This is a genomic window from Streptomyces sp. DH12 (assembly GCF_020873895.1).
In the GTDB taxonomy this organism is placed as follows: domain Bacteria; phylum Actinomycetota; class Actinomycetes; order Streptomycetales; family Streptomycetaceae; genus Streptomyces.
In genome coordinates this window covers 1-580 of sequence record NZ_JAHWGT010000513.1, presented here as the reverse complement: position 1 = coordinate 580, position 580 = coordinate 1, and the positions used below count along the sequence as shown (strand labels likewise).

General features: G+C 69.5%; 1 protein-coding gene. It reads right to left on the bottom strand.

All coding sequences use genetic code 11. From position 1 onward, the window contains the following. On the bottom strand, positions 1–580 hold a 580-nt coding region (locus LPA54_RS35485; protein WP_228984695.1), incomplete at both ends, for a c-type cytochrome.

The following is a 580-nucleotide window of genomic DNA, read 5'->3' as shown; positions in this document are numbered from 1 at the left end:
TGACCGCGTTCAGGTACGCGATGACGTCCTTCTTGTTCTGCTCCGACAGGGTGCTGTCCGGGAAGGAGGGCATGTTCTGCGGGCCGGTGAGCATGGCCTCGTAGATGTGCTTCGGCGAGACGCCTTCCAGGTCCGGGGCGTACTTGCCGTGCGTGAGCGCGCCACCCTTGCCGGTGAAGTTGTGGCACTGGGCGCAGTTGTTGCGGAACAGTTCACCGCCCTTGGCGGCGTCGGCGCCCTCGGGGCCGTACTGCTCCTCGGTCGGGACGGCCGGGCCGGCGCCCAGGGAGGCGATGTACGCCGCCAGCTGGTCGATCTCGGCCTGGCTGTAGATGTTCTTCTTGCGCGGGACCTGTGCGCCCTGCGAGGTGGCGGCCGGCATACGGCCGGTGGCCACCTGGAAGTCGACCGCCGCGGCGCCCACGCCCACCAGGCTCGGGCCGTCGGACGTGCCCTGACCGCCGGTGCCGTGGCAGCTCGCGCAGCCGACGGTGTAAAGCTTCTTGCCCTCCTCGATGGTGAGGGACTGGGCGGTTTCGTCGGCCTGCGCCTTGTCCGCGGGTGCGAACACGGCGTACAG